Origin of the sequence: Oerskovia enterophila (genome assembly GCF_044748475.1) — a bacterium.
Classification (GTDB): domain Bacteria; phylum Actinomycetota; class Actinomycetes; order Actinomycetales; family Cellulomonadaceae; genus Oerskovia; species Oerskovia enterophila.
This window is the reverse complement of the sequence record NZ_JBIVFZ010000007.1, coordinates 94,846-118,293: the sequence shown is the minus strand read 5'-3', so window position 1 is coordinate 118,293 and position 23,448 is coordinate 94,846. Positions and strand designations below refer to the sequence as shown.

General features: G+C 74.0%; 21 protein-coding genes. 9 read left to right on the top strand and 12 right to left on the bottom strand.

What is annotated here, in order from left to right; all coding sequences use genetic code 11:
- Window positions 1-48 precede the first annotated feature (48 nt).
- Entirely contained in the window at window positions 49-543 is a 495-nt protein-coding gene (locus ACIPWA_RS19080) for a methylated-DNA--[protein]-cysteine S-methyltransferase (RefSeq protein ID WP_056764905.1), read from the bottom strand.
- 245 nt (window positions 544-788) lie between these two features.
- Between ACIPWA_RS19080 and ACIPWA_RS19075 the strand changes: the two genes are divergently transcribed.
- From ACIPWA_RS19075 to ACIPWA_RS19060, 4 genes are all read left to right on the top strand, one after another.
- Window positions 789-1,598 (top strand): metal-dependent hydrolase, encoded by an 810-nt coding sequence (locus ACIPWA_RS19075; RefSeq protein WP_056764907.1) that lies wholly within the window; start codon window positions 789-791, stop codon window positions 1,596-1,598.
- A gap of 204 nt (window positions 1,599-1,802) precedes the next feature.
- Window positions 1,803-2,771, top strand: coding sequence for a serine protein kinase RIO (locus tag ACIPWA_RS19070; protein ID WP_400292175.1), 969 nt, complete (start codon window positions 1,803-1,805; stop codon window positions 2,769-2,771).
- A gap of 57 nt (window positions 2,772-2,828) precedes the next feature.
- On the top strand, window positions 2,829-3,761 hold the full coding sequence (locus tag ACIPWA_RS19065; protein ID WP_400292173.1) for a Gfo/Idh/MocA family protein: 933 nt from the start codon (window positions 2,829-2,831) through the stop codon (window positions 3,759-3,761).
- Window positions 3,758-4,174: a hypothetical protein gene (locus tag ACIPWA_RS19060; protein ID WP_056646986.1), complete on the top strand. Its 417-nt coding sequence runs from the start codon at window positions 3,758-3,760 to the stop codon at window positions 4,172-4,174. Before ACIPWA_RS19065 ends, ACIPWA_RS19060 begins: the two co-directional genes overlap by 4 nt.
- Before the next feature lie 155 nt (window positions 4,175-4,329).
- On the opposite strand, the gene ACIPWA_RS19055 is transcribed toward ACIPWA_RS19060, so the two are convergent.
- The gene (locus ACIPWA_RS19055) at window positions 4,330-4,722 is read right to left on the bottom strand and encodes a DUF952 domain-containing protein (RefSeq protein ID WP_400292172.1); all 393 of its coding nucleotides are present in this window, start codon (window positions 4,720-4,722) and stop codon (window positions 4,330-4,332) included.
- A 50-nt stretch (window positions 4,723-4,772) separates the two neighbouring features.
- Here ACIPWA_RS19055 and ACIPWA_RS19050 point away from each other — a divergent pair, with 50 nt between their 5' ends.
- The 3 genes from ACIPWA_RS19050 to ACIPWA_RS19040 all read left to right on the top strand — a co-directional run bounded on the left by ACIPWA_RS19050 (window position 4,773) and on the right by ACIPWA_RS19040 (window position 6,346).
- The gene (locus ACIPWA_RS19050; RefSeq protein ID WP_068625299.1) at window positions 4,773-5,414 is read left to right on the top strand and encodes a TetR/AcrR family transcriptional regulator; all 642 of its coding nucleotides are present in this window, start codon (window positions 4,773-4,775) and stop codon (window positions 5,412-5,414) included.
- Window positions 5,415-5,610: 196 nt separating this feature from the next.
- A complete protein-coding gene (locus ACIPWA_RS19045) occupies window positions 5,611-5,871 on the top strand; it encodes a hypothetical protein (RefSeq protein ID WP_056764914.1) in 261 nt (86 codons plus the stop codon).
- 10 nt (window positions 5,872-5,881) lie between these two features.
- Complete coding sequence (locus tag ACIPWA_RS19040) at window positions 5,882-6,346, top strand: GNAT family N-acetyltransferase (RefSeq protein WP_068625300.1); 465 nt, start codon at window positions 5,882-5,884, stop codon at window positions 6,344-6,346.
- A 281-nt stretch (window positions 6,347-6,627) separates the two neighbouring features.
- Here ACIPWA_RS19040 and ACIPWA_RS19035 read toward each other — a convergent pair whose 3' ends face one another.
- The 7 genes from ACIPWA_RS19035 to ACIPWA_RS19005 all read right to left on the bottom strand — a co-directional run bounded on the left by ACIPWA_RS19035 (window position 6,628) and on the right by ACIPWA_RS19005 (window position 17,702).
- Window positions 6,628-7,233, bottom strand: coding sequence for a hypothetical protein (locus ACIPWA_RS19035; protein ID WP_400292171.1), 606 nt, complete (start codon window positions 7,231-7,233; stop codon window positions 6,628-6,630).
- Between the two features lie 211 nt (window positions 7,234-7,444).
- Window positions 7,445-7,912 carry a hypothetical protein gene (locus ACIPWA_RS19030; protein WP_400292170.1) on the bottom strand — a complete coding sequence of 156 codons (468 nt, stop codon included), beginning with the start codon at window positions 7,910-7,912 and terminating at the stop codon, window positions 7,445-7,447.
- 25 nt (window positions 7,913-7,937) lie between these two features.
- Complete coding sequence (locus ACIPWA_RS19025) at window positions 7,938-11,681, bottom strand: error-prone DNA polymerase (RefSeq protein WP_400292168.1); 3,744 nt, start codon at window positions 11,679-11,681, stop codon at window positions 7,938-7,940.
- Window positions 11,674-13,380, bottom strand: coding sequence for a DNA polymerase Y family protein (locus ACIPWA_RS19020; RefSeq protein ID WP_400292165.1), 1,707 nt, complete (start codon window positions 13,378-13,380; stop codon window positions 11,674-11,676). Before ACIPWA_RS19020 ends, ACIPWA_RS19025 begins: the two co-directional genes overlap by 8 nt.
- Window positions 13,377-14,183 (bottom strand): hypothetical protein, encoded by an 807-nt coding sequence (locus ACIPWA_RS19015; RefSeq protein WP_056647015.1) that lies wholly within the window; start codon window positions 14,181-14,183, stop codon window positions 13,377-13,379. The genes ACIPWA_RS19020 and ACIPWA_RS19015 overlap by 4 nt, the downstream gene beginning before the upstream one ends.
- Window positions 14,184-14,475: 292 nt before the next feature.
- A complete protein-coding gene (locus tag ACIPWA_RS19010; RefSeq protein ID WP_400292163.1) occupies window positions 14,476-14,859 on the bottom strand; it encodes a hypothetical protein in 384 nt (127 codons plus the stop codon).
- A gap of 149 nt (window positions 14,860-15,008) precedes the next feature.
- Window positions 15,009-17,702: a discoidin domain-containing protein gene (locus tag ACIPWA_RS19005; protein ID WP_400292162.1), complete on the bottom strand. Its 2,694-nt coding sequence runs from the start codon at window positions 17,700-17,702 to the stop codon at window positions 15,009-15,011.
- 290 nt (window positions 17,703-17,992) lie between these two features.
- On the opposite strand from ACIPWA_RS19005, the gene ACIPWA_RS19000 reads away from it, so the two are divergent.
- Window positions 17,993-18,538 (top strand): YbhB/YbcL family Raf kinase inhibitor-like protein, encoded by a 546-nt coding sequence (locus ACIPWA_RS19000; protein ID WP_068709676.1) that lies wholly within the window; start codon window positions 17,993-17,995, stop codon window positions 18,536-18,538.
- On the top strand, window positions 18,535-19,128 hold the full coding sequence (locus ACIPWA_RS18995; protein ID WP_056764941.1) for a YbaK/EbsC family protein: 594 nt from the start codon (window positions 18,535-18,537) through the stop codon (window positions 19,126-19,128). The genes ACIPWA_RS19000 and ACIPWA_RS18995 overlap by 4 nt, the downstream gene beginning before the upstream one ends.
- Before the next feature lie 68 nt (window positions 19,129-19,196).
- Here the strand turns inward: ACIPWA_RS18995 and ACIPWA_RS18990 are convergent, their stop codons facing one another.
- The 3 genes from ACIPWA_RS18990 to ACIPWA_RS18980 all read right to left on the bottom strand — a co-directional run bounded on the left by ACIPWA_RS18990 (window position 19,197) and on the right by ACIPWA_RS18980 (window position 23,410).
- Entirely contained in the window at window positions 19,197-20,147 is a 951-nt protein-coding gene (locus ACIPWA_RS18990) for a siderophore-interacting protein (protein ID WP_056647297.1), read from the bottom strand.
- A 117-nt stretch (window positions 20,148-20,264) separates the two neighbouring features.
- The gene (locus ACIPWA_RS18985) at window positions 20,265-22,424 is read right to left on the bottom strand and encodes an iron ABC transporter permease (protein WP_400292161.1); all 2,160 of its coding nucleotides are present in this window, start codon (window positions 22,422-22,424) and stop codon (window positions 20,265-20,267) included.
- On the bottom strand, window positions 22,421-23,410 hold the full coding sequence (locus ACIPWA_RS18980; protein WP_056647031.1) for an ABC transporter substrate-binding protein: 990 nt from the start codon (window positions 23,408-23,410) through the stop codon (window positions 22,421-22,423). Before ACIPWA_RS18980 ends, ACIPWA_RS18985 begins: the two co-directional genes overlap by 4 nt.
- Between the last annotated feature and the right edge of the window lie 38 nt (window positions 23,411-23,448).

Below are 23,448 nucleotides of genomic sequence, written 5' to 3'. Positions count from 1 at the left end.
GCACGCCCAGGACGTGAGGTGACCTGTGCCGCAGGACGCGAGAGGCCATCAGAACAGCCGGCTGGCTCGGGTCTCGTCGGACTCCTCGAGGGCGAGCAGGAACTGCTTGCGCTCGATCCCGCCCGCGTACCCGGTCAGGCTGCCGTCGGCGCCGATGACCCGGTGGCAGGGCACGACGATGCTCAGCGGGTTCTGGCCGTTGGCCGACCCGACCGCGCGGGCCAGGTTCCTGTCGCCGAGCGCGAGCGCGAGGTCCCCGTAGGAACGGGTCTCGCCGTAGGGGATCTGCGCGAGCAGCGCCCAGACCTTCGTCTGGAAGCCGTCGCCGACCGGGGCGAGCTCGAGGTCGAACGCGCGTCGTGTGCCAGCGAAGTACTCGCCGACCTGGACGCGGACCTCCTCGAACGCGTCGTCGTCGCGCTCGCCGAACGTCTCGCCCGTGGGGCGACGCTTGTGGGCGTCGAAGTACAGGGCCCGGAGCCCGTCCGCGCCCCCGATCGCCGTGAGGTCGCCCACGGGCGAGCCGAAGACCGCGTGGCGCACGGTCCGCCCCGGGCGAGCGGGTTCGGACGGCTCCGGGCGTTCCAGCAGATGCGACAACGGTGTGCCTCCGGTCCGGTGCGTGCGTGCAGGCCTGGTGTCGGTGTGTCCCATGCACTGTAGACGCCAGGGTCTGACAGGACGTGAGGTCGGGTGTGGGTGCCTGCCGGGTAGGGTGTGCTGTCGCGTGGGACAGACCGCGCGAACCGCTCGTGCGGGACGAACACGACTGACGGGACGAACGCATCATGATGGGTGGCCACCACGCCGCCTGCGGCGCGGCCGCATGGGTGGCGGTCACCTCGACCGCCCCGTACACGCTCGGGATCTACCCCGTCTCGGACGTGGGCGTCATCACCGGCGCGATCGTGTGCGCCGGTGCTGCCCTGCTGCCCGACGCGGACCACCACTCCGGGACCATCGCGCACTCGCTGCCGCCCGTGTCCGAGGGCGTCGCGAACGTCGTCGAGACCATCTCGGGCGGCCACCGCCGCGGCACGCACTCGATCCTCGGGATCGCGGTCTTCACGGGCCTCGCCTGGCTCGCGGGGCTCGTGACGATCGAGTCGGACACGTTCGGGACCGTCGCGATCGGCGCGGGGTTCGTGGCGATCCTGCTCGTGGCGTTCGCGCTCAAGGCGCTCAAGCTCACGCGCGGGGGCAAGCTCGGTCCATGGATCGGGTCGGTCACGATCGCGGTCCTCATCGCGCTGCTCGCCCCCGAGGAGTGGAACTGGCTCCCGGTCGCGGTCGGGCTCGGCGTCACGGTCCACATCATCGGCGACGTCATGACCACGGGCGGGTGCCCGCTGCTGTGGCCCATCACGTTCAAGGCCCCTCGCTGGGTGCGGCGCACCAACGTGCTCAACGACATCTGGCGTCCGGGCGGGAACTTCGCGCTCCCGGTCCTCGGGAACGCCGGGTCGGTGCGCGAGTGGCTCCTGCTGATCCCCGTCAGCGCGTACGCCGTGGTCGGCGTCGTGTGGTCCCTGTTGACCCAGATGGGTTTCGACACGAGCGGCACGTACACGCTGCTCGTGCAGTCGTTCGGCGGCTGAGCGGAAATACCGTTGCCTGCCCTCGCCACCGGGTGCGAGGGTAGGCACGTCCGCCGGAGAAGGTCCGGCGCGAGCGCGAGGCCTCCGGGCCGCAGAAGGAGGAGGTGACGTGATGACCGTCGTCGTCGTTCCCCACGCCTCCACCTTCCCGAGGAGCCCCGGCCTCTGACGCCCGGCTCCTCACCTCACCCGAGGAGCCCCACCGTGCACGAGCACACCGACCTTCCCGCACTCCCCCGCTTCGCCGGCCCGTCCTCCGAGGCCTTCGCCGCCTTCCACGACGACTTCGACGACGCCTCACGCGGCCACCCCTTCCCGGGCGACGCGGCCCAGGACGACGCGCCCGACCTCGACCCGGACCTCGACCCCGACCAGCGCTGGTCCACGTGGTCGAGCGTCGAGAAGGGCATGCGCGGCCCCGACCCCCGCCCCGAGTGGGTCGTGACCGCCGACGCCGCGATCGACACCGAGCTCGGCGTCCTCAAGACGGGCAAGGAGGCCGACGTCTTCCTGCTCGAGCGGGCCGTGCCCGACGAGCCGGGCCAGTTCTCGCTGCTCGCGGCCAAGCGGTACCGCAGCTCCGAGCACCGCGCCTTCCACCGCGACTCCGCGTACGTCGAGGGACGCCAGGTCCGGCGATCGCGCGACCGTCGCGCGATCGAGCGCAAGTCCTCGTACGGGCGCGAGGCCGCGGCCGCCCAGTGGGCCAACGCCGAGTTCGCGGCGCTGTCGATGCTGTGGTCCGCCGGGGCCCCCGTCCCGTACCCGGTCCAGATCGACGGGACCGAGATCCTCATGGAGTTCGTCGGGGAGCACGCGAGCACGGGCCAGGCCGACGGTTCGCCCGCGAGCCGGGTCGCGGCCCCGCGTCTGGCGCGCGTCCGACCCGACGCCGGCACGCTCGAGGCCTACTGGGACCAGCTCCGCGGCGCGATGGGCACCCTGGCGGCCCACGGGTACGCGCACGGCGACCTCTCGCCGTACAACGTCCTGGCCCAGGGCGAGCGGATCGTCATCATCGACCTGCCGCAGGTCCTCGACCTCGTCGCGAACCCTCACGGCACCGACCTCCTGATGCGCGACTGCCGGACCATGTGCGCGTGGTTCCGGTCACGGGGGCTCGACGTCGACGAGGGCGAGCTGTTCGCCGAGCTCATCGCGCAGGCGTGGTGAGGTCTCCAGGGCGCAGGGGCGGGTGACCGGGCGCCGACCGTCCGCGAGAATGACCGGATGACCCAGAACGTCCGTGTCGCACTCGTCGGGCTCGACTCCTCGCACGCCGACCACTACGTGCGCCTGCTGAACGTCGAGCGGCGCTTCCCGGGGGTCCGGGTGACCGTCCTCGCGGACGGCTCGCCCGGGCGCGTCGCGGACCTCGCCGCGGCGAGCACGGCGGCGGGCGCACGGGTGCGGTCCGGTCGGCCCGACGACGTCACGTCGGTCGATGCCGTGATCGTCGCCCACCGCGCGGGCCGGCTCCACCGCACGGCGGCCCTGCCCTTCGTCCGGGCGGGGCTGCCCGTGCTGGTCGACAAGCCGTTCACCGCCTCGGTCGCGGACGCCGAGGAGCTCGTGGCCGCGGCACGCGCGAGCGGGGCGGTGCTGTTCTCGTGCTCGGCCCTGCGCTTCGTGCCCGGCGTCGCGCGGCTGCGCGCCGAGGCGGCCGGGCTCGGGGAGGTCACGGACCTGACGGTCACCGGCCCCGCCGACCCCGGGTCGGCGCACGACGGCTTGTTCTTCCTGGGCATCCACCTCGTCGAGACGGCCCGCGCCCTGCTGGGCGGCGACGCCGGCCTCGCGTGGGGGGAACCCGCCGTCGGGCGGGACGAGGACGGCGTGACCGCGACCGTGAGGGTGACCGCGGACGGGCGCGACGTCGTCGTGCGCCTGCGGTTCGTGGACCCGGCCCTGCACCCCGCGCAACCGTTCCACGCGGCGGTGACCACGACGGGCGGGTCCGTCGAGGGCGAGCTGGAGGTCGGGCCGGACTACCTCGAGCCGGTCCTCGCGCACTTCCTGGCGCAGGTCACCGGGACGGCAGCGTCCGAGGCGGCGGACGGGCTCGTCGGGCCTGTCGCGCTGCTCGCCGCGATCACCGCGGGACTCGAGGGGCCTGCCCATCTCGTGCCGGGCGAGCCCGCCGCGCCTACCGTGAGGGGATGACGACCCCCACCAGCGACGCGACCGCCTACGACCACGACGACGTCCAGGCCTTCCTCAACTCGTACGGCGTGGCGCTCGCGGCCGGCGACCTCGACACGATCGCGGAGACGTACGCGTTCCCTGCGCTGGTCGTGACCGACGAGGCCTCGGTCCTCATCAGCGACGCCGAGACCGTGCGCGAGTCGTTCCGCGGTGCGGCAGAGAGCTACCGCGAACGCGGACTCGTCGGCGCGGTCGCGCAGATCCGGTCGTTGGGGACCACGAGCGCCGGCCTCGTGTGGGTCGACGTGCGCTGGAGCTACCGCGACGAGTGGGCGGGCGAGGCCGACACCGAGAGCTTTCGCTACCTGCTGCGGCGCGGCCGGGACACGTTCCAGATCTGCGTCGTCGTGCCCGTGGACCCGTTAGCGTGAGGGCTGCGTCGTGCGGTGAGGCGCGGAAGGACGGGGCCGGGCCGGGAGGTGCCGGGCCGGGAGCAGTGCTGACGAGCGAGGTCGGCTGAGCGGGAACGGTGTGCGCTGAGCGGGAGCCGATCCCGCTCAGCGCACACCCCTCGTCGGCGATCCCGCTACGGACGGACGGAGAAGCCCGAGAGGTCCGGGACCACCCACCGTCCGTCGGCGCGTCCGAGCTCGACGACCGCCGGGACCGTCCGACCGTCCATCGGGAACGCACCGAGGATCCGCGGGACCGGGGCGCCGGCTCCGTCGGCCGGTACCCACGCGACCTCGATGCCCTCGTCCGCGAGGGAGTCCTCGTCGATCACGGCCAGGACCAGCGGGATCGAGGCGTCGGCGTACGGGCCGTGCAGGACCGACGGCAGGCCGGACAGGGTCGTCGCATGCACGAACCCCGCGACCTCGTACAACGTGTTGCGCGTGGCGACGTTGTACTCGCCGAAGCGCTCGCAGGCCTCCCAGTCGTCGCTGAAGGCGACGTGCAGCACTCTGTGTCCAACCACCGGCGTTCTCCTTGCGTGCGATAAATGAAACGTGACCGTATCATTAACGCATGACGACGACGGACGACGGATCGACGAGACCTCCCGCGACGCGCGGCCCTGGGCGCCCACGCAAGGGCGAGCAGGCAGCCCGCCGCGCCGAGCTGCTCGACGTCGCGACGCGGCTCTTCGGCGCTCGCGGGTTCGACGCCACGACGATCGAGGCCGTCGCGAAGGAGGCCGGCGTGACCAAGCGGACGATCTACCAGCAGTTCACGGACAAGGCCGGGCTCTTCGTCGCAGCGGTCGAGAGCCTGCACGCGCACGAGCGCGAGGCCCAGCCCGGCGGCGAGGACCTGGAGGCGCTCGCGACCCGGATCGTCCACACGCTGCACAGCGACCAGGCCGTCACGCTGCACCGGCTCGTCATCGCCGAGGCACCCCAGTTCCCCGACCTCGCCGCGACGTTCTACGCCCGGGGGCCGGCCGGCTCGATCGAGGCGCTCGCCGCGGCGCTGGCCGGACCGCTCGGCGACGGCTCGGCCAGCAGGGTCGCTCGGTCCCGGGCAGAGGCCCTGTACACGCTCCTCCTCGGCGAACCCCACCGGCGACGGCTGCTCGGACTCCAGGGAGCCCCGACGCTCGCGCAGGCACGCGAGCACGCCCAGAGAGCGATCCAGGTGGTGAGGGGTCCTGAACCCCCTGCGCCCTGACCTCCCGCCCCGGCCCGCGACGTGCACCGAGCCCGTCGGGGATCGCGACGCGTCTCGATCCCCGGACTCTGCGGAGCCTGGAGGTCGACACGGGGCCTGTCGGCGATAGGGTCGACCAGCACCCCGCCGGCGACCGCCCCGCACGGAGCGAGGCCCGCCGGAGCTTCCCCCACCGAGAGCGAGATGCAGGACACCCATGACCCGCCGACGACTCCTCTGGCTGGCTGCCATGAGCCCCTTCGTGCTCGCCTCGGGCGGCGCGGCCGTCTACGCCCTCGTCGTGCTGCTCACGCAGGGCCCAGACGCCGAGGTCTGGGTACCGAGCCGGGGCGACGCGTCCGCTGCCTCGTGGATCGCCCTGATCATGTACTCCGTCCTCACTGCACTCACCGTGAGCATGGTGTGGTCGCTGTCGGCGGGTGCGGACCGCGCACGACCGGGCGCGTCTGCGGGCTAGGCTCGACGCCATGATCCTGCGCGCCTACGACGAGTCCGACGCGGAAGCGACGCTCCGCGTGTTCCTGCGCGCGGTGCGTGTCACGGCGAGCAAGGACTACTCGCCCGAGCAGATCGCGGCCTGGGGCTCGGACGACATCTCGCTCGACGTCTGGGCGGTCAAGCGCCTGCAGACCGACACGGTCGTCGCGGTCGAGGGCGACGAGGTCCTCGGGTTCAGCGACGTCGACGACCGCGGGTACGTCGACATGATGTTCGTCGACCCCACGGTGACCCGCCGCGGCGTCGCCTCGGCGCTGCTCGACCACGTGACGCGCATGGCCCGCGAGCACGGCGCCGTCGAGCTCACGACGTACGCGAGCCTCACGGCCCGCCCCTTCTTCGAGAAGCACGGGTTCGTCGTGGTCGAGGAGCGCCAACCCGTGCTCCGCGGGGTCTCGCTGACGAACTTCCGCATGCGCAAGCCGCTCGCCTGACGGTCACGGCCTGCGGTTGGCTGCCGAGCACGAGGTTGTGGCCGTTCTGGCGCCCAGAGCGACCACAACCTCGTGCTCGGCCTCGCGGGCTCGCTCGAGACGCCGGCCTCCCACTGGGAAGGGGGGCGCCGGGGCCGTGTTCCTGGACGGTGCGCACGGCAGGACCCTGGAGATCGGGGCCAAGCGGGGTGGGCCGCGTCCGGCCGATCGAGATGCGGCCATTGGGGGTTCTTCCGGCGAGACGACCCCCGTCAGCCGCATCTCGATGGCCCGGACCCGCGTCACAGCACCCTGAGCCACGCCCGGTCCTCGACGGTGCGGTCCACGGCTCCTCGCCGGACCTTCACCGTCTCGAGATCCGTCAGCTCGTCCAAGACATGGGCGTTGTCCAGGGTGCCGCTCCGGTGAAGGACGAGTCGCCGCAGCCTCGAGCACGCAGCCAGGGACCTCAGGTCGAGGTGCTGCTCGAGCCCCGCGTCCTCCCGCGGGAGGATGGTGAGCCCGCGGAGCCTCGGCAGGGCTGCGATACCGTCGAGGCTACGGGCCCCTCCGTCCATCAGGGTGAGCCTTTCCAGAGGGAACTCACCCTGGGCCGAGAAGTCCCAGCCGGGGTTGGCCGCCCGATTGTCGGCGGTGACGAACGCGCTCCGCAGCGTGGCGCACCCCTCGAAGATGCTTGACGAGAACCTCGTCGCACTTTCCAGACCACAGTGCTCGAGCACCGGCGCGGACGACAGGGCCTCTACCTGGTCCTGTGCGAGCGTGAGGCTGCGCAGTCGTTGCGCCCGAGCCAGGTCGAGCTCTGCGTGGAGTCGCCCCTGCACGTGAAGGATCTCGAGCCCGCCGACGATGCTCGCCGGGACCGCCCCGACGGGCCGAGGGCTCACGATCTCCAGGTACCGCAGCGGTCCGAGGCCTCCACCCAGTTCAGCGGAAAGACCCGGCGCGTACCTCGCGGGGGCCTGATCGAGAGTCCGTCGACGTCTCGGGCCCGCATCCACGCGAGGTCTTCGGTCGTCGGTTCGTCGTGGACCTCGCCAATCCGACAGGGGCGCTGCCCGTCCTACGCGGCCGCGGTGCGCAGCGACGGCACCCCTGTCAGCCCGCCTGCTCGACCAGCACCGACATCGCCACGGCCGCCCCCGTGTCCGCCTCGACGGTGACGCCATGGCCGAGGCGCAGGTCCATCTCGTCCCCGGTCGTCAGTGCGACGTACCCCGTGTCACCGCGCCGAAACCCGCACGAGACCGTCCCGAGGGGGACACCGTCGACCGCGACGTGCGCGTCGCCGTCGCCCTCGCACGTGACCGCCACGGTGAGCGGCGCAGCGCTCGGTGCGTCCGCCCCGTCCGCGAGCGCGCCGGGCTCGACCGTCAGATCGATCGCGGAGCGCCCGATCGAGGACACGAACGCGACGCCCGACGTCAGGTCGCCCTGCGCCTCCAGGAGATCGTCGGGCGCGACGGGGGTCGCCCCGCACCCGGTCAGCAGGACGAGGGTGGCGACGGTCCCGGTCAGGAGCGCGGGCATCGATCGACGGCGGGTGCGTGCAGGTCCGGTCCTCATGGGCCCCGAGTATGCCAGCGAAGGTCTACTGGAAGTCCCGCGACCGGGACGCGACCTGCAACGACAGCGGCGTGAGGTGCTCCGCGAGGAGGTTCGTGGCGCCGTCTGCCCGTTCGAGGCGCCCCCGCACCACGAGCGCGGGCGACGACCGCGCGACCCGCCGGAACCGCTGCCACAGGCCGGGCGTGCAGATGACGTTGAGCAGACCCGTCTCGTCCTCGATCGACAGGAACGTCACGCCGCCCGCCGTCCCGGGGCGCTGGCGGTGGGTCACGACTCCCCCGACCGCGACCTGCCGACCTGCCTCGTGCTCGACCGCCTCCGCAACCGTGATGACCCCGGCCCTGCGCAGCCCGGGGCGCACGTACTGGGTCGGGTACGAGTCGGTCGAGACGCCCGTGGCCCACACGTCCGCGACCGCGGTCTCGACCTCGCTCATGCCCGGCAGCGTGGGCGCCTCGACCCCGACCGAGACCCCCGGCAGCGTGTCCGGGCCCTCCTGGGCGAGCGCTCCCGCGGCCCACAGCGCCTCGCGCCGGGCCACGCCCAGGGGTTCGAGCGCGCCGCCCGTCGCGAGCGCCTCGAGCTGGGCCGTGGTCAGGTCGACGCGACGCACCAGGTCGCGCAGGTCCGTGAACGGTCCGTCCGCACGCGCCGCGACGATCGCCTCCGCGACCGGGTCCCCCACCCCGCGCACGCTCCCCAGCCCCATGCGCACCGCGAGGGACAGGTCGGGGTGCGGGGCGCCGTCGGGCGGGGCGGGAGAGCGCGGGGCGAGGGGACCGCGTCGGGGCGCGGCGCCGTCGGGCCGCACGTCTCCGCCCGACGGCGTCCCCTCCCCGGCCGCCCGGCTCGCCGACACCCCGGGCAGGCGCTCGACCCCTGCCTTCACGCCCGACGCGTTGACGTCCGGGCGCAGCGCCGTGACCCCGTGACGACGCGCGTCCGCGACGAGCGACTGCGGCGAGTAGAACCCCATGGGCTGCGCCGCGAGCAGGCCAGCGTAGAACGCGGCCGGGTGGTGCACCTTGAGCCACGCGCTCGCGTACACGAGGTACGCGAACGAGTAGGCGTGCGACTCGGGGAACCCGAAGTCCGCGAACGCCTTGAGCTTGTCGAAGATCTGCTCGGCGACGTCCGGGGCGACCCCGTTCCTCGCCATGCCCGCCAGGAGCCGCCCGTGCAGCGCCTCCATGCGCTCGACCGACCGCTTGGAGCCCATCGCGCGGCGCAGCTGGTCGGCCTCGGCCGCGCTGAAGCTCGCGACGTCGATCGCCATCTGCATGAGCTGCTCCTGGAACAGCGGCACGCCCAAGGTCTTGGCGAGCGACTTCTCGAGCAGCGGGTGCAGGTACGTGACCTTCTCCCGTCCGCGCGCCCGGTTGATGTACGGGTGCACCGAGCCGCCCTGGATGGGGCCGGGGCGGATGAGCGCGACCTCGATCACGATGTCGTAGAACGTGCGCGGCTGCAGGCGCGGCAGCGTCGCCATCTGGGCGCGTGACTCGACCTGGAACACCCCGACCGTGTCCGCCGCGCACAGCAGGTCGTAGACCGCGGGGTCCTCGTCGGGCAGCGAGTGCAGCTCGAGGTCCAGGCCCTCGTGCTCGGCGATCAGCTCGAACGCCACCCGGATCGCCGTGAGCATCCCCAGGCCCAGGAGGTCGAACTTCACGAGCCCCGCGTCCGCGCAGTCCTCCTTGTCCCACTGCAGGACCGTGCGCCCCTCCATGCGCGCCCACTCGACCGGGCACACCTCGATCACGGGCCGGTCGCACATGACCATGCCGCCCGAGTGGATGCCGAGGTGCCGGGGCAGACGCAGCATGCGCTCCGCGAGGCTCAGCACCGGGGCCGGGATCTCGCCCTCCTCGGCGGCCGACGGCGGCCGGTGGGCGGGCACGACGTCGTGCGGGTCGTCGGAGCGCAGCGTGGGGTCGTCCCGCCGGTCCGCGTCGTCGTGAGCCAGCGGGTCGACGACGCGACCCGACAGGTCCGGGGTCCAGTCGGGGTGACCAGCGTGCGGGCGGTCCGGGCGCTGCTGTGACGGGCCCTGCCGGCCCTGCTGACGTGGCCGGGGTTCGCCGGTCCCCCAGACCTCGGCCATGCGGGCGTCCTTGGCCGCGGTGCGGGTCACGACGACGGGCGGGCCGGCGGGCGTCGAGGCCGCCCCTGCGGGGGCCTTGGTCGAGGCCCCCGCCGGGGCTCCAGCCGGGGCCGCCCCGTGCGCACCGCGCCGGGCGATGGCACGCTCCCGGGCCGCGCGGTCCGCCGCGGGGCTCGACGGGTCCGGCCCCCGCAGCGACCCCCACCGCTCGATCGACTTGCTCCACGCGTCCTGCTGCCCGACGTCGTGCCCGAGGGCCCGCGCGGCGTCCCGCACCGCGGACTTCGGTCGGTAGGAGATGACGTTCGCGACCTGCGCCGCGTGCGTGCGCCCGAACCGCTCGTACACGTACTGGATGACCTCCTCGCGGCGCACCGACTCGATGTCGACGTCGATGTCCGGCGGCCCGTCGCGCTCGGGCGCGAGGAAGCGCTCGAACAGCAGACCGTGCTTCACGGCGTCCACGGCCGTGATGCCGAGCGCGTAGCAGACGGCCGAGTTCGCGGCCGAGCCGCGCCCCTGGGCGAGGATGCCGCGCGCGCGGCAGAACTCCACGAGGTCGTAGACGATGAGGAAGTACCCGGGGAACCCGAGCTGCTCGATGATCCCGAGCTCGTGGTCGATCTGGTGCCAGGCACCGGGCTCGTGCTCGGCGTCGCGCGGGCCGTAGCGGTCGGTGGCCCCCCTCTCCACGAGCACGCGCAGCCACGACCTCTCGTCATGCCCGTCCGGGACCGGGTACGGCGGCAGCTCGGGGGCCACCAGGCGCAGGTCGAACTGGCACTCGGCGCCCAGCTCCGCGGCCGTGGCCACGGCCTGCGGGTGGCGGCGGTGCCGGTCGAGCATCTCGGCTGCCGAGCGCAGGTGCGCGGTGGGGGCTCCCGGCAGCCAGCCGTCCATGTCGTCGAGCGACGACCGGGCGCGCACGGCCGCGAGCGCCCCCGCGAGGGGTGCGTCGCGGGGACGTGCGTAGTGGACGTTGCCGGTCGCGACGAGCGGCAGGCGGGCGTCCGCGGCCAGCCCGGCGAGCGCGTCGCACAGGTCGCTGTCGCGGGGGTCGCCCGAGTCGGTGATCTCCACGGCCACGTTGTCCGGGCCGAAGACCTGGACGAGCCGGTCGAGCTCACGGCGAGCGGCCTGCGGCCCCTCGGTGAGCAGCGCCGAGCGCACCGCGCCCTTGCGGCAGCCCGTGAGGACCAGCCACTGGCCGCCCGACTGCTCCCCGAGCTGGTCGAGCCGGTAGTCGGCCGCGCCCTTGCGACCCGTCGCGAGGTGCGCGGTCGCGATCGCGCTCGACAGGTTGCGGTACCCGTCCGGGCCGCGGGCCAGGACGAGCAGGTGGGACGCCCGCGGGTCCGGCACGCCCGTGGGCGCGTCCAGGACGGGGGCCGCGCCGGGGGTCGGCGCGACGGGCAGGTGCAGCTCGGCACCGAACACGGTCGGCAAGGACACCGCGCGCGCCGCGGTCGCGAAGCGGACCACGCCGTACAGGCCGTCGTGGTCCGTCACGGCGAGCGCCGACAGGCCCAGGTGCGCCGCCTCGGCCGCGAGCTCCTCGGGGTGGCTCGCGCCGTCGAGGAAGCTGAACGCCGAGTGCGCGTGCAGCTCGGCGTAGCGGGGCGCCCCGCCCGCACGGGCACCCGAGCCGGTGGGCCTAGTCATAGACCGCCTCCACGGTCCAGCGCCCCTGGGCGCTCGCGAGCAGCACGCCCCGGCCGTCGTCGAGCAGCACCTGCAGGTACGCCCGCCGGCGCGGCGCCTGGCTCCACCACCGTTCGGCGAGCGGCCACGGCCCGGCCCAGCCGAGCACGCGGGCCGAGCGCGGACGTCCCGACTCCCACCGCACGGTCGCGGGCGGTGCGCTCATCGCGAGGCGCACGTCCACGCGGACGGGCGCTCCGCCGTCGTCCAGGACGCTGACGTCCTCCGGGACGTCCAGCACGAGGGCCGGCGCGGGCTCGGGCAGGCGCCCCGGCCACGGCAGGTCCGCGCGCCGCGGCGCAGGGGCCGCGTCGCCCCACGGGGCGAGGTGCACCTGGTCGTGGACGTCGCGCCCGCCCTGCGTGACGACGCTCAGCACACCGTCCCCGCCCAGGAGGCCCTGGACACGGCCCAGCGCGCGCTGGGCGCGCGCGTCCTCGCCGCTCGACGCGCCCCACAGGCGCGGCTGCTCGACCCCCGCGGCCACGACCTCCTCCGCCGTGATCGCGAGCCGCACGAGCGGCGAGGGCCGGTCCTCGGGCAGGTCCGGCGGGTCGTCGTACGCCACGTCGCCGTCCGGCCCGGTCCCCCGAGCCCCCCGCCGCGGACCTCGTCGTCGCTGCTGCTCCTGGCGCTGCCGCTGCCCCAGTGCGACGCGCGACGCCGTGAGCCACCCCTCGAGCTGCCAGCGCACGCGGTCGGTGATCCGGGCCGCGGTGAGCCCGCCCATGGCCCCGTCGTCACAGCGCCAGGTCCGTTCGAGCTCGCGCCCGTCCTCGGTGCGGGCCGTGATGCGCAGCCGACCGCACGACGACGACCGCTCGACGAGCTGGGCGTGCAGGTCCTCGGCGAGGCGCCGGGCCGCGAAGGTCGCGACGTCGACGCGCTCGGCGGGCGGGTCGAGCTCGCACTCGACGGCCACGTCCGCCTCGACGCGGCGCCTCGCGGGCGGGCGCAGGTCCTCGCCCTGGGCCAGGCGCTGGGCCCACGCACCCAGGTCGCCGAAGCGGGACAGCACGCTCGCGGCGGGCAGGGCCGCGAGGTCCGCGAAGGTCCGCAGCCCGAGCCGTCCCAGGAGGTCGACGAGCTGCGCGACGGGCTGGGCGTCACCCACGACGACGTGCGCGAGCTCGCCCAGCGGGCGCGGGGCGAGGTAGGCGCGCGAGGTCCCGGCGGGCACGACCGACGAGGCCCGCGCCGCGAGCACGGCCGCGAGGATCCCGTCGGCGACGCCGACCTGGCTCTCGTGACCCGTGTCCCGCGCGACCCGCTCGACGAGCACCTGGGCGAGGCGCTCCTCGGTGCCGTGGTAGCGCGCGGGGCCGCCCGAGGGCAGGAGCAGCAGTCCCGGGCGCGCGACCTCGATGCCCGCGACCACGGTCTCGGCCGCGAGCGCGACGGGCTCGAACTCGCGCGCGTCGCGGCCGTCGTCGGCGTCGAGCAGCTCGATCTCGGGGCAGCACTCCTGCGCCCGACGGCGTCGCATCCCCCGGCGCACGCCCTGCGCCCGGGCGGTGGCCGAGACCGCGAGGACCCGACGGCCGTCGTGCGTGGCCGCCGGCACGTGCGCGGGGACCTGGGCCGACCCCATGGCCGCGACGACCGGCCAGTCCGGCACCCACAGGACCGCGGTGCGGGTGGCCGTGGCCTCGGTGCTCATCCGACGAGCCGGAGGCCGGGCGGGGTCTTCTCGACCTGCCGCGGGTTCTTCACGGCGTGCGCGCGCAGCGGCAGCTCGACCTGGCGCTCGATGCTGCGGGCCGCCCCGGCCCGCCCGCTGCGCTCGACCGTCAGCCGGCGCCGGCGCAGGTACCCGGCGCCCTGGTCCATGCCCGACCACGTCCCCGCGCGGACCGTGAGGACCACGTGCGCACCGGCCCAGGGCTGCGCCGCGACGAGCAGGTTGCCGCGCTCGCGGGCACGCGAGGTCAGGCGACGGCGGTCGGCGTCGGTCAGTGCGGCCTGCGGCCCGACCACGACGACGTCGATCCCGTCGAGCAGGGCCGCGACGGCGGCCGCGGCGTCCGGTCCCGGGGACGGGACGAGCGCGACGCGGCCGAGGTCGATCCCGGCCTCGGCCGCCGCGAGGACGCCGAGGCGGGGGAAGCCGACCATCGCGGTCCAGGCCCCCGTGCGCGAGGCCTCGGACAGCAGCGCGAGCAGGAGCGAGGTGGAGCCGTCGACCACCACGGCGGTACCGCGCTGGAGCCCGCCGAAGGGCAGCAGGCCGGACAGCTCCTCCGGGACCGGCAGGAGCTTCTCCTCCCCCGTGGCCCCTGGCGCCCGCCGGGCAGAGAGCTCGGCGCGGCGCAGCACCGACCGGGCGAGCAGGGCCCGCTCCGCGTGCGTGGAACCTGCGGGACGTGCGGGCGTGAAGGAATCGGGGACCTCGGTCGCCGCGCGCGCAGCGGTGACCGCGGAGCGGCCCAGGGCCTCCAGGAGGGCGTCGTCGACCAGGGTCATGACACCTCCTGCACGCTCGAAAGACATTCGAACAGGTGTTCGAACACTTCCAGTACACGCCCTCCTCGAGGGGGTGTCAACTCGCCCGGGCCGCTCCGCACAGGGGGTCAAGTGGTGGTTGATAGTTCGACGAGCATGCAACTATCGACCGGACATCCGGGCATTCCGGAAGCCTCACTCGCCACCTCAGCCTTGGTCGGGGATCGGCGCCGTTCCAACGATTCCAGCCCTTCGCGCACGGCATGGACGAGGCCAGACCCTCAAGCAGCGCTCGAGAGAACGACGACCGACGTCACTCGGGGCGCGGAAGGGCCCGGATCGCGAGCATCGCATAGACCCCGACCGCGACGAGGCCGGCGAGGACCCCCAGGACCGTGAGCACGGTCGGCCCCTCGTCGAACGTCCGCCAGCCCCCGAGCACGGCCCCCACCGCCGTGAACACCCCCAGGAGGACGAACGCGGCCCGCTCCCCGAAGAGCGGTCCCCCACGGCGCACCGTGATCGCGATGCCGAGCGCTGCCACGAGGGCCAGGGCACCGAACAGCTCCACGGCGATCGTGGTGTCGTGGATGAAGTACCCCCTGCCTCGCCGCTGACTCATCAGCACGATGGGGGCGATGACCGCCAGGATGATCAGGACGACGCTCTGCGTCGTCCCCTTGCGTCGCTTGTGCACCCGCACATGGTGGCAGACGTCGCACCGACGGCACCCTCGTGTCCTCTGAGCCCGCCCGGCGGCTCTCGGCGGACCTGGGCGGACGGCACGACGACCGAGGGGTCCGGCCCGTGCGGGCCGGACCCCTCGGTCGTCGTGCTCGGCAGGCGTCAGCCGCAGTCGGCACCGGTGAACGGGACCTCGACGGGCACGGCCTGCTCGGACGCTCCCGTCGGGGCCACCTCGACGACGGCCGTGCCGCCCTCGACACCCACGGCACGCGTGCTGAACGCCGCGTGCGCGCGCTTCTCGGGCGAGAGCGCGGAGAAGCTCCGGCTGCCGTACGGCGTCGAGACCACGAGGTCGACGGGCACCACGTCGTCGTTGACGACGTCGACCGAGACCTGGGCCCGCCCTGCCACGCACCGCACGGTCGCGGTGGCGGTGACCTGTGCCTCCTCGGCAGGCGCCGCCCCCCGCACCTCGAGGTCGTAGAGCGACAGGTACGGGCTGAGGCTCTTGGTCGTCGTCGTCACCCTGACGTACCGCGCGGTGGTCGCCGCGACGGTCAGGACGTCGGTGCGCGCACCACCTGCGAGCCCGGTCCTGGTCACCAGAGGCGACCAGGACGCGCCGTCCTGCGACACCTCGACGCGGTAGGCCGTCGCGGACGCGGCCTCCCAGCGCAGCGTGATCTCGTCGACCGTGCGGGCCGTGCCGAGGTCGACCTGGACCCACGGCTGTGCGCCGTAGTCGGCCGACCAGCGCGTCGAGGGGTCACCGTCGACGACGTTGGCCGCCGTCATGGTCGTCCCCGCCTCGACGCCCGAGGCCGTCGCGACGGCACCCAGGGCAAGGTCCGGACGGCCGAGGACGCTCAGCCGCCACGCACCGACCCCGTCAGGACCGCCGACGACCGCGCTCAGCCGGACGTACCGGGCCTCCTGGGCGGCGAACGTCGCCCGGTCCACCCCCGCCCCGGTCGCGTTGCGGTGCCGGGACGCCCGCGTCCAGGTCGACCCGTCGACCGAGACCTCGACCGTGTAGCTCGCCGCTGCCGCCGCAGTCCAGTCGGCCTCCACGGCGCCGACCGTCTGCACCGACCCCAGGTCCACGGTGAGCGAGGCGGGCTCGGTCGACCGGGTGCTCCAGCGCGTGGTCGTCTGGCCGTCCGTGAGGTGCTCGGGACCGTTGCCCTCGTCCGAGGACGAGGCCGTCACGGTCGCACCGTGGCTCAGCTCGCCCGCGAGCTGGCCGCCCCGCGTGAAGTCGACCACCTCGATGCCGGGACCCAGGCCCAGGGTGCGGGTGAGGGCAGAGAACTGCGCGAACGTGAGCTCGGGCGTCGCCCCGTCCCAGGTCTTCTGCGCGATCGTCGGGAAGGACAGCTCGACCAGGCCGTGCACGTCCTGCTGCGAGTAGTCGGCGTGCACGAGGTCGTTCCAGACCGCGAACATGGCTCCCTCCGCGGCCCCCTCGGGCACGGTCTTGTTCCCGGTCCTGTTGGGCGCCCAGGACGAGTAGAGCCACTGGTTGTTCAGCCCGTTGCCGTGGTAATAGCTCGCGAACGGGACGACGTACAGCGTCGAGTCGTCGGTGTTGAGGAACCGGTAGCCGTCGGCGTACGCCGACTCGATCGAGTACCAGCCGCCGTTCCAGGAGTTGATCGTGACGTCACGGTCGTACCCGTTCGCGTTGCCGTGCATCTGGGTGAAGCTGCCCCACGCGCGCGGATGCTTGCCGAGGCTGCGGACGTGGGCAGCCATGGTGTTGAAGTAGTCCCGGAAGAGCGCGGGCGACGCGTAGTACTCGTCGACGCCCATGTGCACGTCGGGTCCCTCGAACCACGGTGCGAACTCGGTGAAGATCGACTTCATGACGGCCGTCGCCTCGGGCTTGCTCAGGTCCAGGTGGTCGGAGTTGCCGCCGTTCGTCCCGAGCTCGGGCTTCCACCGGACGACCGAGCGCGCATGGGCCGGCCCCTCGATCTCGGGGATGATCGTCACCGCGTGAGCCGCCGCGGTGTCCTCGAAGGACTGCCAGTCCGCGCGGTCGTAGGCGCCGTCGGTCGAGGCGAGGCCCGCGAACGCGGGGTTGTCCGACTCGAGCCGGAAGCCCGCCTGGGCGTTGGCCCAGTTGCCGCCCGCCGGGCTGATCTCGTTGTCCATGAGGTGGATCTGGAACTCGTTGAGCTTGAACCAGCTCATCATCGAGATGTAGTCGCGGACGAACTCGGGCGTGAAGAAGCGCCGCCCCACGTCGAGCATGAACCCGCGCGAGGCGTAGTCGGGCCAGTCGACCGACTCCCCGACGGGCACGCTGCCGCGACCCGGGCTCTGGACGAGCACCTGCAGGAAGCTCCGGGTCCCGTAGAAGGCACCCTGCTCGGTCGGTGCGGTCACGGTGAGACGCTCGGGGTCGACGTCGAGGACGTACCCCTCCTCGGCGAAGCGCTCGCCGCCCGCGGCATGGACGAGCCCGGGATCGACGACGAGGACGATGTCACCGTCGTCCGGCGCCGCGTCCAGGGCGACGGGGACGGTGCGGGCGGTGAGCTCGGCGATGTCCGTCGCGACCTGCCGGCCCATCTCCTCGAGCGCGGCGGGGACGACGATCCGGGTCGAGGCGTCGAGATCGAACGAGCCGCTGCCTCCCGTCCACTCCTTGAGCGTGGGGACGACCGCGGGCTTGGCGTTGGTGGCGTCGGCCGCGGCGGGAGCCGTCAGGGCGACGCTCCCGGCAGCCGTGCCGAGCGCGAGGGCGAGGGCGGTGGCCGAGGCGACCGTCCGCCGTCGGGCAGCGGACGGCCGGCGTCCGGGCAGGAGCCCCCTGGCGAGGCTCACGGGTGGTGGAACTGCGTGCATGGCGACCTTCTCTCTGGTCGGCGATGCGCCCGGGGTCTGCCGGGACCGGCGGCGATCGACGCTCGTGACATGGCATCTGTGGCACTCACTGCGTGGCCCGAGGATCGCCCGGGCAGTCCTCAGATTTGCGGGTGGTGACGGAGTTTGTCAATAGCGGGGCCTAAACGCGCACAAACCTGCAACATGTGATTTCCTGGGGCGGACAAGCGGGACGCATCACCGGCCGGCGCCCGCCCGTGCCGGCCCCACCACCCCTGGCTCCTCGCCGTCCCACCGGGCACGATGGGACGATGAACCTCGCCGACCGCCCCCTCGCCCCCGACCCCTACTCGCTCCTGCCCCAGGTGCCGCGCTTCACGGTCACGAGCGACGACGTCGTCGACGGCGAACCCCTGGCGCGCACGCACGCGGCCGACGGCGACAACCGGTCGCCCGAGCTCTCCTGGAACCACTTCCCCGCGGCCACGCGCTCGTTCCTCGTGAGCTGCTTCGACATGGACGCGCCGACCCCGGCGGGCTACTGGCACTGGACCGTCGTCAACGTGCCCGTGTCCACCGTGACCCTCGCGCAGGGCGCCGGGTCACCCGGGGGCGGCTACCTCCCGCCGGGAGCCGTGCAGACCCGGCACGACGGCGGAGGGCCGGGCTACCTGGGTGCCGCACCCCCGCGCGGCGACAGACCGCACCGGTACGTGTTCGCGGTGCACGCGCTCGACGTCGAGACGCTCGACGTCACCCCCTCGACGACCGCGACCGCGGTCGCCATGAACGCCGTGTTCCACACGATCGGGCGCGCGACCATCACGCCGACCTACCAGGTCCTGGTCGACGCATGAGCCGCCCCACGAGCGGCCCGCTCGCCCTCCCGACGCTCGGCGACCTCGACTGGGTCCCGGCGACGAGCCGGCCCGAGCTCCTCGCCCCCTCGGTCGCCGCGGCGCTCGCCCGGTGGGCCGAGCAGGACCCGCGCGTCGCCGAGCAGGTCGCGGTCGTCGAGATCGACCCGGACCTCGCCGACACCGCGACGCTCAACGCCGCCCACGACCTTCCCCCGGCGGCCTCCGCGAACTGCGTCCTGGTCGCCGGACGACGCGGGGGCGACGAGAGGATCGCCGCAGCGGTCGTGCGAGCCACGACCCGGGCCGACGTGAACACGCGCGTGCGGTCGCTGCTCGACGTGCGCAAGGCGTCGTTCCTGCCCATGGACCGCGCGGTCGCCGAGTCCGGCATGGAGCACGGCGGGATCACCCCGATCGGGCTCCCCGACGGGTGGCGCGTGCTGCTCGACGCGGCTGTCGCCACGGACGGCGAACCCGCGCTGATCGGCAGCGGGCTGCGCCGCTCCAAGCTGCTGCTGCCGGGCGCGCTGCTCGCACTGCTGCCCGGGATCGAGCTGGTCGAGGGGCTGGGCGTGCCGGTGGGGTGAGCGAGGACGCGGGTTCCCGCGGCGAGGGGGTGCGGGCGCTCGGCCCGGCGGCGCGGCGCCCTCGAGCCTCAGCCCTCGGCGCGGCCCTCTCGCCAGTACCCCATGAACGCGACCGACCGGCGGTCCACACCGCGCTCGGACACGAGGTAGCGCCGCAGCGTCTTGATGACCGACGCCTCGCCCGCGAGCCACGCGTAGAGCTCGGCGCACGCGACGAGGGGCGCGCCGTCGTCGTCCACGGGGACCTCCCAGAGGATGCCGGTGTCGATGTCGACGTCCTCGAGCTCGGCCACGTCGCCGGCCCCGTCGGCGCGCCGCTCGAGCCCGCGCGCGGCGCACGTGAGCGAGTGGGTCGCCCCGCACACGTTGCGCTCGAGCAGACGGTCTGCCGCCTCACGGACCGCGGGGACGAGCAGGTCGCCGTGGGCGCGCCCCTCGCGGGCGAGCCAGGTGACGTTCACGCCGGCGGGCGCCGTGACGGGCAGGACGTCGCCCGCGTGCGGGACCTCGAGGAAGACCTCGCCGACCTCGTCCGCAGGCAGGGCCCCCAGGATCGAGGCGATCGCGGGGACAGCGGTCTCGTCGCCCGCGAGGAGCAGCGCGTGGCTGCGGACGGGGCGCGAGAACTCGACCCCGCCGTGCGCGCCCGTCCACAGCCCGTTGGGGCCCAGCAGGACGACCTCGGTGCCGGGGCGCGCCGCGAGCGCCCACCGGGACGCGGGGCCGGCGTCGCCGTGCAGGACCAGGTCGACGTCCACCTCGGCGAGCTCGGGGCGCACCGCGCGCACGGTGTAGGTGCGCAGCGGGTTGCGACGCTCCTCGGGCTGGGCACGCCAGGCGGCATACCACTCGCCCGTGCGGTCGAGGTGCTCGTAGCCGCCGTCGGCCGCGGGCAGGACGAGCTTGATGCGCTGGTCCAGGCCGTTGTCGGCGAACTCGTGCAGGTCGTGGCCCGTGAAGGTCACGCGCAGGAAGCTGGGAGCCAGACGCTCGACCCGTCGCACCTGCACGTCGAACATGCGGAACGGGGAGATCTCCTGCTCGGTCACGACACTGGTCTGGCTCACGTAGGCGAGCCTAACCAAACATCGGGCCCGGGTGAACCCCCGGACCCTCACCTGTGGCCGGGATCACTCTCACGCCTCGCGGCCTCGGCTGCGCCACAGGAGCCACACGAAGTACGGCGCACCGATGAGCGCGGTCGTCAGGCCCGCGGGGATCTGGGCGGGCGCGATGACCGTGCGTCCCACGGTGTCGGCGACGCTCACGAGGACGGCCCCGAGCAGCATCGAGACCGGGATGACGCGACCGTTGCGGGAACCGACGAGGGCACGCGCGGCATGCGGGGCGACGAGCCCCACGAAGCCCACGACGCCGACGGCGCAGACCGCCGCCGCGGTCAGGACCGCGCTCGCGCCCAGGAGCAGCAGGCGCGTGCGGTCGAGCGGCAGGCCCAGGACCCGCGGGGTGTCCTCGTCGAGCGCCAGGACGTCCATCTCGCGCCGGTGGAGGACCGCCACGGGCACGACCACGAGCAGCGCGAGCACGACGGGGACCACGTGCTCGAGCGTGCGCCCGTACGTGGACCCGGACAGCCAGGTGAGCGCGAGGTTGAGGTTCCACGGCGCCACCACGACGATCACGAGCGTCGTCAGGGCCGTGGCCCCCGCGCTCATGCCGATGCCGATGAGCACGAGGCGGTCCGAGCTCAGCCCGCCCCGGTAGGCCAGGCGGTAGACGATCGCGAACGTCCCGAGCGCGCCGACCACGGCCGCCGCGGACATGCCCATGATGCCGACGCCGGGCACGAGCAGGACGACCGCGACGGCCCCCAGGCCCGCACCCGCGGTCACGCCGAGCAGCCCCGGTTCGGCCAGCGGGTTGCGGCACACGGCCTGCACCACGGTTCCCGCCAGTCCCAGGGCGGCACCCGCGAGGATCGCCGCGAGCGCACGCGGGAAGCGCTGGTCGAGCACGAAGGAGACCTGCTTGCCCGCCCGGTCGGCGGCCCAGTTGAGGACGTCGCCCGTGAGCAGGAGCCGGTCGCCCAGCAGGAGCGCGGCGATCGTGGCCGTGACCAGGAGCGCGACCAGGACGGTCGTCACGACCAGGGTCCGACGCGCGGTGCGCGGCCGGACGTGCGTGGCCCGGGTCCCCGCGGCGGGGCCCGAGTCCTTGAGGCGGCGCGCGAGCCACACGAGCGTCGCGGCGCCGAACACGGTCGTGATGACGCCCGTCGGGACCGCGACACCGTAGGTGCCGGGAAGCACCAGCCGCAGCAGGACGTCGGCACCCAGGATGACGATCACGCCCGCGATCCCCGAGAGGGGGATGAGCACGCGGTGCCGGTTGAGCCCCGGCACCTTGCGCGCCACGAGGCGCACGATCACCGGGGCGCACAGGCCGACGAACCCGACCGGGCCCGCGACCGTGACCGCCGTCGCGGACAGCAGGACCGCGAGCAGGATCGTCACGACGCGCGTGGCGCGCACGTCGATCCCGAGGACGGTCGCGGTGTCGTCCCCCAGCGCCAGGAGGTCCAGGCGGTGGGCCACGAGGATCAGGCCGCCGAGGCCCACGACCACGAGCGGGGCAGCGAGGGCGACCTGCGACGTGCCGGACTGGACGATCGAGCCGCTCCCCCACGCGAAGAGCCCCATGGTCTCCTGCTGGAACAGCACGAGCAGCACGGTCGTCAGGGAGTGCAGGGCCAGGGTGATCGCGGAGCCCGCGAGGATCAGCCGGGTCGGCCCGGCGGCACCACCGCGGGCCAGGACGAGCACGAGGCCCGAGGCCGCGAGGCCACCGACCAGCGCGAGGGTCCCCGAGAGGTAGAACGGCAGCGTCACGCCGATCACGGCCGCGCCCACGACCGCGACGTAGGCGCCCGCGTTGACCGCGAGCGTGTCGGGCGAGGCGAGCGGGTTGCGCGCCACGGACTGCAGCGCGGCTCCGGCCGCACCGAGCGAGACGCCCACGAGCAGGCCCGCGAGCAGGCGGGGCAGTCGCGAGGCGACCAGGACGGCCGCGACGGTCCGGTCCGTGTCGCCGCCGGCCTCGCCGCCCACGACGAGCCTCAGCAGGTCGCCGAGCCCGACGTCGGCCGTCCCCTGCGTGAGGTGGATCGCGGCCAGCACCAGGACGACGAGGATCGCGACGACGAACGCCGAGGCGACCGTCAGGCGGAACCGGACGCGCGAGCGCCCCGGGGGAACCGGCGGGGCCAGGAGTCCCGAGGCGTCGTCCGGGACCTCGTTCCGGGCCGTCGAGAGCTCCCCCGGGGCGCTCGTGCTCACTGGGTCAGTGCCGCGACGAGCGCGTCGACGTAGGCGCCCGCCGAGGCCGGGCCGCCGAACATCCAGATGCCGTCGGGGATGCGGTGCACGTCACCGGCCGCGACGAAGGGGAGCTGCTGCCAGATCGCGTTGTCCTTGAGGCCGTCCGCGAACGGGTCTGCCTCGGAGTCGCTCGCGGCGTAGACGAACTGGACGTCGCTCAGCGCGGTCAGGCCCTCGACGTCGGTCTGCGCGAGGCCGTAGTCGGGGTCGCCCTCGCCGGTCCACGCGTTCGCGAGGCCCAGCTCGGCGCCGATCGCGCCGAGGAACGAGCCGGGCGTGTACATGCGCACCGAGACGGTGCCGTTGTTGACCCAGCCGTCGGCCATGACGTACGAGGCGCCCGCGACGCCGGCCTCGTCGAGGGCCTTCTTGCCCTCGGCGACCTTGGTGTCGAAGCCCGCGAGCAGCTCGGCGCCCTCGTCCTCGGTGCCCGTCGCGGTCGCGAGCGTCTCGACGGTCTGGCGCATGTATCCGATCGGGTCGGTGCCGTCCGAGCCGCGCAGCGTCACGACGGGCGCGATGTCCGCGAGCTGGTCGATCACGTTGTCGGGCGTGTCGGTGGTGACGGCGATGAGCTGGGGCTCGAGCGCCGAGATCGCGTCGAGGCTCGGCTCGCCGCGCATCCCGACGTCCGGGGTCGACGCGTCGAGGGGCACCGAGGTGTCCCAGGTGTTGTAGCCCTCGACGTCGGCCTGACCCACCACGTCCACGCCGAGCGCGAGCAGGTTCTCGGTGAGGCCCCACTCGAGCGAGACGACCTCGGTCGCCGGGGCGTCGAGCGTCTGCTCGCCGCGCTCGTCGGTGAACGTGACGGGGCCCGCGTCGGAGGCTGCGGTCGCGTCGGCCGAGCCGGCGTCGGCCTCCTCCGTCGTGCCGCACGCGGTGAGGGTGAGCGCTGTCACGAGCAGGACGGCGGGCAGGCCGGTCCGGAGGGTCGTTCGCATGGGGGTCCTGTGTCCTTGAGGTGCGGCCCGCGCCGTGG

Excerpts from the sequence above, each read along its gene's own strand:
- ACIPWA_RS19075 (WP_056764907.1), top strand. The coding sequence starts at position 789 with ATGATGGGTGGCCACCACGCCGCCTGCGGCGCGGCCGCATGGGTGGCG.
- ACIPWA_RS19065 (WP_400292173.1), top strand. The coding sequence starts at position 2,829 with ATGACCCAGAACGTCCGTGTCGCACTCGTCGGGCTCGACTCCTCGCAC.
- ACIPWA_RS19060 (WP_056646986.1), top strand. The coding sequence starts at position 3,758 with ATGACGACCCCCACCAGCGACGCGACCGCCTACGACCACGACGACGTC.
- ACIPWA_RS19050 (WP_068625299.1), top strand. The coding sequence starts at position 4,773 with ATGACGACGACGGACGACGGATCGACGAGACCTCCCGCGACGCGCGGC.
- ACIPWA_RS19045 (WP_056764914.1), top strand. The coding sequence starts at position 5,611 with ATGACCCGCCGACGACTCCTCTGGCTGGCTGCCATGAGCCCCTTCGTG.
- ACIPWA_RS19040 (WP_068625300.1), top strand. The coding sequence starts at position 5,882 with ATGATCCTGCGCGCCTACGACGAGTCCGACGCGGAAGCGACGCTCCGC.
- ACIPWA_RS19030 (WP_400292170.1), bottom strand. The coding sequence starts at position 7,912 with ATGAGGACCGGACCTGCACGCACCCGCCGTCGATCGATGCCCGCGCTC.
- ACIPWA_RS19025 (WP_400292168.1), bottom strand. The coding sequence starts at position 11,681 with ATGACTAGGCCCACCGGCTCGGGTGCCCGTGCGGGCGGGGCGCCCCGC.
- ACIPWA_RS19020 (WP_400292165.1), bottom strand. The coding sequence starts at position 13,380 with ATGAGCACCGAGGCCACGGCCACCCGCACCGCGGTCCTGTGGGTGCCG.
- ACIPWA_RS19015 (WP_056647015.1), bottom strand. The coding sequence starts at position 14,183 with ATGACCCTGGTCGACGACGCCCTCCTGGAGGCCCTGGGCCGCTCCGCG.
- ACIPWA_RS19005 (WP_400292162.1), bottom strand. The coding sequence starts at position 17,702 with ATGCACGCAGTTCCACCACCCGTGAGCCTCGCCAGGGGGCTCCTGCCC.
- ACIPWA_RS19000 (WP_068709676.1), top strand. The coding sequence starts at position 17,993 with ATGAACCTCGCCGACCGCCCCCTCGCCCCCGACCCCTACTCGCTCCTG.
- ACIPWA_RS18995 (WP_056764941.1), top strand. The coding sequence starts at position 18,535 with ATGAGCCGCCCCACGAGCGGCCCGCTCGCCCTCCCGACGCTCGGCGAC.
- ACIPWA_RS18990 (WP_056647297.1), bottom strand. The coding sequence starts at position 20,147 with ATGTTCGACGTGCAGGTGCGACGGGTCGAGCGTCTGGCTCCCAGCTTC.
- ACIPWA_RS18980 (WP_056647031.1), bottom strand. The coding sequence starts at position 23,410 with ATGCGAACGACCCTCCGGACCGGCCTGCCCGCCGTCCTGCTCGTGACA.